At 60.5% G+C, this 5,826-nt stretch carries 5 protein-coding genes and 1 pseudogene; all 6 read right to left on the bottom strand.

Annotation, left to right across the window (positions count from 1 at the left end):
- Positions 1-50 precede the first annotated feature (50 nt).
- Complete coding sequence (locus HT737_RS18580) at positions 51-2,354, bottom strand: YgiQ family radical SAM protein (protein ID WP_041065663.1); 2,304 nt, start codon at positions 2,352-2,354, stop codon at positions 51-53.
- 203 nt (positions 2,355-2,557) lie between these two features.
- Positions 2,558-3,955: a replicative DNA helicase gene (dnaB, locus tag HT737_RS18575; protein WP_041065665.1), complete on the bottom strand. Its 1,398-nt coding sequence runs from the start codon at positions 3,953-3,955 to the stop codon at positions 2,558-2,560.
- Between the two features lie 120 nt (positions 3,956-4,075).
- Positions 4,076-4,522 carry a 50S ribosomal protein L9 gene (gene rplI, locus HT737_RS18570; RefSeq protein WP_003186385.1) on the bottom strand — a complete coding sequence of 149 codons (447 nt, stop codon included), beginning with the start codon at positions 4,520-4,522 and terminating at the stop codon, positions 4,076-4,078.
- 19 nt (positions 4,523-4,541) lie between these two features.
- A complete protein-coding gene (locus HT737_RS18565; protein ID WP_047290989.1) occupies positions 4,542-5,435 on the bottom strand; it encodes a hypothetical protein in 894 nt (297 codons plus the stop codon).
- Between the two features lie 36 nt (positions 5,436-5,471).
- The gene (gene rpsR, locus HT737_RS18560; protein ID WP_002551829.1) at positions 5,472-5,702 is read right to left on the bottom strand and encodes a 30S ribosomal protein S18; all 231 of its coding nucleotides are present in this window, start codon (positions 5,700-5,702) and stop codon (positions 5,472-5,474) included.
- Between the two features lie 28 nt (positions 5,703-5,730).
- Positions 5,731-5,826 (bottom strand): annotated as a pseudogene (locus HT737_RS18555) (30S ribosomal protein S6); the annotation flags it as partial.

The raw sequence follows: 5,826 nt of genomic DNA, 5'->3' as shown, positions 1-5,826 counted from the left end.
AAAAAAACGCCAACCCGAAGGTTGGCGTTCTGTTGAAACAAAAAAGCGACTCAGCGCGGAACGACGGGCTTGCGCGCCGGTTTCGGTCCCTTGCCCTTGGCCGCTTCCTTGCGCTCCTTGGCCGCCTGCTGGTTGCGGGCGAACGCCGCAGCCTTGGCTTGTTCACGCTTGTCCCAAGGGTTGCCACCGTCGCTGGCACGCGGCGGCAGGCCGGTGTGCTGGGTGAGAATCTTGGTGGTCTTCTCTTTCGCGACCTTGTGGCTGCCGGCCGGCGTCGAGTTCTTGCGACGGGCGCTCTGGTAGCTGTCGGTGGCCGGCTGGTGCAGCGGGATCAGCTGATTCTTGCCCGGCCCGATCAGGTCGGCGCGGCCCATGCGGGTCAGCGCTTCGCGCAGCATCGGCCAGCCTTTCGGGTCGTGATAACGCAAGAACGCCTTGTGCAGACGACGCTGCTCCTCGCTCTTGACGATAGTCACACCGTCGCTCTTGTAGGTGACCTTGCGTAGCGGGTTCTTGCCCGAGTGGTACATCGCGGTGGCGGTGGCCATCGGCGACGGGTAGAACGCCTGCACCTGGTCGGCACGGAACCCGTTGCCCTTGAGCCACAGCGCCAGGTTCATCATGTCTTCATCGGTGGTGCCCGGGTGCGCAGCGATGAAGTACGGGATCAGGTACTGCTCTTTACCGGCTTCCTTGGTGTACTTCTCGAACATGCGCTTGAAGCGGTCGTAAGTACCGATCCCCGGTTTCATCATCTGGTTGAGCGGACCTTCCTCGGTGTGTTCCGGGGCGATCTTCAGGTAACCACCAACGTGGTGGGTCACCAGCTCTTTGACGTACTCCGGCGACTCGACCGCGAGGTCGTAACGCAGACCGGAGGCAATCAGGATCTTCTTCACACCCGGCAAGGCACGGGCACTGCGGTACAGCTGAATCAGCGACGAGTGGTCGGTATTCAGGTTCGGGCAGATGCCCGGGAACACGCAGGACGGCTTGCGACACGCGGATTCGATTTCCGGGCTCTTGCAGGCAATGCGGTACATGTTCGCGGTCGGGCCGCCGAGGTCGGAGATGACGCCGGTGAAACCCGGGACCTTGTCGCGGATCTCTTCGATTTCGCGAATGATCGACTCTTCGGAACGGTTCTGGATGATCCGGCCTTCGTGCTCGGTGATCGAGCAGAACGTGCAGCCGCCGAAGCAGCCACGCATGATGTTCACCGAGAAACGGATCATGTCGTAGGCCGGGATCTTTTCCTTGCCGTACGCCGGGTGCGGAACACGGGCGTAAGGCATGCCGAACACGTAGTCCATTTCTTCAGTGGTCATCGGAATCGGCGGCGGGTTGAACCAGACGTCAATCTCGCCATGCTTCTGCACCAGCGCGCGGGCGTTGCCCGGGTTGGTTTCCAGGTGCAGCACGCGGTTGGCGTGGGCGTACAGGACCGGATCGTTACGCACCTTTTCCATCGACGGCAGGCGGATCACGGTCTTGTCGCGGGTCATCTTCGGGCTGGCCAGGATCTGCACGACCTTGGCTTCCTCGGGATCGTCCACCGGGCCTTTTTCCTGCTCGATGGCGCAGGCCTGGGTGTCCTGGGTGTTGACGTACGGGTTGATGATCTTGTCGATCTTGCCCGGACGGTCGATGCGCGTGGAATCGACTTCGTACCAGCCTTGCGGCGTGTCACGGCGGATGAACGCGGTGCCGCGCACATCGGTGATGTCTTCGATCTTGTGCCCGTAGGACAGGCGCTGGGCCACTTCGACGATGGCCCGCTCGGCGTTGCCGTACAGCAGAATGTCAGCGCTGGCGTCGATCAGGATCGAGTTGCGCACGCGATCCTGCCAGTAGTCGTAGTGGGCAATGCGACGCAGGGACGCCTCGATGCCGCCGAGAACGATCGGCACATGCTTGTACGCCTCTTTGCAGCGCTGGCTGTAGACCAGGCTCGCGCGGTCCGGACGTTTGCCCGCCATGCCACCCGGGGTGTAGGCGTCGTCGGAACGGATTTTCTTGTCCGCGGTGTAGCGGTTGATCATTGAGTCCATGTTGCCGGCCGCGACGCCGAAGAACAGGTTCGGCTCGCCGAGCTTCATGAAATCGTCTTTGGACTGCCAGTTCGGCTGGGCAATGATCCCGACGCGGAAGCCCTGGGACTCCAGCAGCCGGCCGATGATCGCCATGCCGAACGACGGGTGATCGACGTAGGCATCACCGGTGACGATGATGATGTCGCAGGAATCCCAGCCGAGCTGATCCATCTCCTCCCTGCTCATCGGCAGGAATGGCGCTGGCCCGAAACATTCGGCCCAGTACTTTGGATAGTCAAATAACGGCTTGGCTGCTTGCATGTCGATAACCGGTGTTGGCTTTCATTGAATTTCGCGGGCGCGGAATATAGCACAAATTTTGACCAATTCCGACGGCTATGGTCGGAAATTGTGCTTTACCTGTGGCGAGGGAGCTTGCTCCCTCCGGGTTGCGAAGCAGCCCCCAGAATTCGACTGCTGCGCAGCCGATCGGGAGCAAGCTCCCTCGCCACAGGTGCTCGACGTTACTCGTCGTCGTCGAAGTTGTAACTGCCCGGCGCGAGGTTTTCGAAGCGGGTGTACTTACCGATAAACGCCAGGCGAATAAAGCCGATCGGGCCGTTCCGCTGCTTGCCGATGATGATTTCGGCGATGCCCTTGTGCTCGGTTTCCGGGTGATACACCTCGTCCCGGTACACGAACATGATGACGTCGGCGTCCTGCTCGATCGCTCCGGATTCCCGCAAGTCGGAGTTCACCGGACGCTTGTTGGGACGTTGTTCCAGGGAGCGGTTGAGCTGCGACAGCGCCACCACCGGGCAGTTGAATTCCTTGGCCAGGGCTTTCAGAGATCGCGAGATTTCGGAAATTTCGTTGGTCCGGTTGTCGCCGCTGGAACCGGGAATCTGCATCAGCTGCAGGTAGTCGATCATGATCAGACCGATGTCGCCATGTTCGCGAACCAGGCGCCGGGTCCGCGCTCGCATTTCCGACGGGCTGATGCCGGCGGTATCGTCGATGAACAGCTTGCGGTCGTTGAGCAGATTGACCGCCGAGGTCAGGCGCGGCCAGTCGTCGTCTTCCAGCTGGCCGGAACGCACCTTGGTCTGATCGATACGCCCCAGGGACGAAAGCATACGCATGATCAGCGATTCGCCTGGCATCTCGAGGGAGTACACCAGCACCGCCTTGTCGCTGCGCAGTACGGCGTTTTCCACCAGGTTCATGGCGAAGGTGGTCTTACCCATCGACGGACGGCCGGCGACGATGATCAGGTCGGCCGGTTGCAGGCCGCTGGTCTTCTCGTCAAGGTCGGTATAACCGGTGGACAGGCCGGTGATCGAGTCGGCGGTGTTGAACAGGGTGTCGATGCGATCGATGGCCTTGGTCAACAGCTCGTTGACGCCCACCGGCCCGCCGGTCTTGGGGCGCGCCTCGGCGATCTGGAAGATCTGCCGTTCGGCCTCGTCGAGGATCTCTTCGGCGGTACGACCTTCCGGGTTGAACGCGGCGTCGGCAATTTCAGTGCTGATGCCGATCAACTGGCGCAACGTCGCCCGCTGGCGAACGATCTGCGCATAGGCCTTGATGTTGGCGACGGACGGCGTGTTTTTCGCCAGCTCGCCAAGGTAACCGAGGCCGCCGACCTGGGACGTCTGACCTTCCTTGTCCAGTTGCTCGGCAAGGGTCACGACGTCGATCGGCATGTTCTGATCGGCCAGTTTGGCGATCGCACGGAAGATCAGGCGGTGGTCATGCCGGTAGAAATCGCCGTCGGAGACTTGATCGAGCACGCGTTCCCAGGCGTTGTTGTCCAGCATCAGACCACCGAGTACAGCCTGTTCGGCCTCGATGGAATGCGGCGGCACTTTCAGCGCGGCGGTTTGCAGATCGTATTGCTCGGGAGCGGTGATTTCGTTCATGGCCACTTGGAGTCAGGGTTGAAAACGGGAGTACCAGAAAGACAAAGGGCACGACCTGTAAACAGGATCGTGCCCGATGTTACCGGCTAGCACCCGAGGGTGCCAGCCGACAAGTATTGCTTAAGCCGCTACCACGACAACGCGTACGGTGGCTTCAACTTCGGCGTGCAGGTGCACAGCCACGTCGAATTCACCCACGTTGCGGATGGTGCCGTTCGGCAGACGAACTTCGCTTTTCGCAACTTCAACGCCGGAGGCGGTCAGTGCGTCAGCGATGTCGTGAGTACCGATCGAACCGAACAGCTTGCCTTCGTCGCCAGCGGTGGCAGTGATGGTCACTTCCAGCTCGGCCAGTTGGGCAGCACGGCTTTCAGCCGATGCTTTACGGTCTGCGGCGGCTTTTTCCAGCTCAGCGCGACGCTCTTCGAACGCAGCCAGGTTGGCAGCGGTCGCAGCGGTAGCTTTGCCGAAAGGCAGCAGGTAGTTACGGCCGTAACCGGCCTTAACGTTTACTTTGTCGCCCAGGTTGCCCAGGTTGGCGATTTTTTCCAGAAGGATCAGTTGCATGTGGAAATCCTCTTAACTTTTAACCTTCACCGTTCGCGTTATCGGTGCCTTTCGACACGTGACGACCGCGAAAATCAATCAGGCTGTCGACAATGGCCAGAACCACGAGCAACGGATAGAGCAGCTGCATGAACAACAGCAGCGTGACGTACAACCCCACCAGCCAGAAACCGGCCAGTCGCTTCTGCCCGACCAGCCCGTGAATCAGGGCCAGTCCGGCGAACACCAGCGGTACGCTGCACAACGGCGTCAACATGGCCATCTGTGCACCGAGATTCGGGCCCAGAAGCATCAACGCCAGCAGCAACATCGCCGGCCCCAGCGGGATCCGGATGGCGCGAAACTCGCGACCAAAACCACCCGGGTTGTACAACAACGCCTGCCAATGACGCCCGATAATCAGGCTCAGCACGCTGACGATCTGCAACAACGCCGCAATCAGTCCGGTCAGGACCGGTGCAATCAGGGACGCGAAACGCGCTTGCTCATCGACCGACAATTGCTTGTAGGTTTCACCAAGAAGCGCCGGCATGACCTTTATCAAGGCCTGCGCGAGCATCTCGATCTGGGCCGCAAACGCTGCCCCGAGCACCACAGAAAACACCACTCCAATCACTACGCTGACCAGCAGCGTGCGGACCCAGGATTCGCTTGCGCGCAACACCAACGCAAGCCCCGAAGACCCCAGCAGCACCAGAAGTGCTCGCGGATCATCGGCATACAGCCACCAGATCAATGCCGGCAGCAGCCCCAGGGACAGGACGCCAATGGCGTCCGTCAGTCCGCGCCGCAGAAGCACCAGGCTCCCGGCGGCAGCACCCAACCAATACAACAACGGCAATGTTGCACACCCGGCCACTACGAGAGTGGCCTGCATGCGGCCGCGCATGATGAACTCAGCTAAGGCACGCATGCATTCAATCCTTTGCTACTTGTCGACTGCCCGGTCTCAGCGGCCGTGGCTGTCGGTGTAGGCCAGCAGGGCCAGGAAGCGGGCGCGCTTGATAGCGGTGGCCAGCTGACGCTGATAACGAGCTTTGGTACCGGTGATGCGGCTTGGAACGATTTTGCCGGTCTCGGATACGTAGGCTTTCAGAGTGTTGAGATCTTTGTAATCGATCTCTTTCACGTCTTCAGCGGTGAAGCGGCAGAATTTACGACGACGGAAGAAACGTGCCATTTGATAGGCTCCTTAAAAGGTCCGTGGATTACTCGTCAGCGTTATCGCTGTTGTCGCTGTCATCACCCTCAACGCCATCAGCGTCGGAGTGCTCAGGACGGTCGCGACGCTCACGGCGCTCACT

The organism is Pseudomonas sp. MD195_PC81_125 (genome assembly GCF_014060985.1).
Lineage (GTDB): Bacteria > Pseudomonadota > Gammaproteobacteria > Pseudomonadales > Pseudomonadaceae > Aquipseudomonas > Aquipseudomonas parakoreensis.
Note: the sequence above shows the minus strand (reverse complement) of the source record. Positions and strands in the feature narration are given on the sequence as shown.

Coding starts and splice junctions, on each gene's coding strand:
- HT737_RS18580 (WP_041065663.1), bottom strand. CDS start 2,354: ATGCAAGCAGCCAAGCCGTTATTTGACTATCCAAAGTACTGGGCCGAA.
- dnaB (WP_041065665.1), bottom strand. CDS start 3,955: ATGAACGAAATCACCGCTCCCGAGCAATACGATCTGCAAACCGCCGCG.
- rplI (WP_003186385.1), bottom strand. CDS start 4,522: ATGCAACTGATCCTTCTGGAAAAAATCGCCAACCTGGGCAACCTGGGC.
- HT737_RS18565 (WP_047290989.1), bottom strand. CDS start 5,435: ATGCGTGCCTTAGCTGAGTTCATCATGCGCGGCCGCATGCAGGCCACT.
- rpsR (WP_002551829.1), bottom strand. CDS start 5,702: ATGGCACGTTTCTTCCGTCGTCGTAAATTCTGCCGCTTCACCGCTGAA.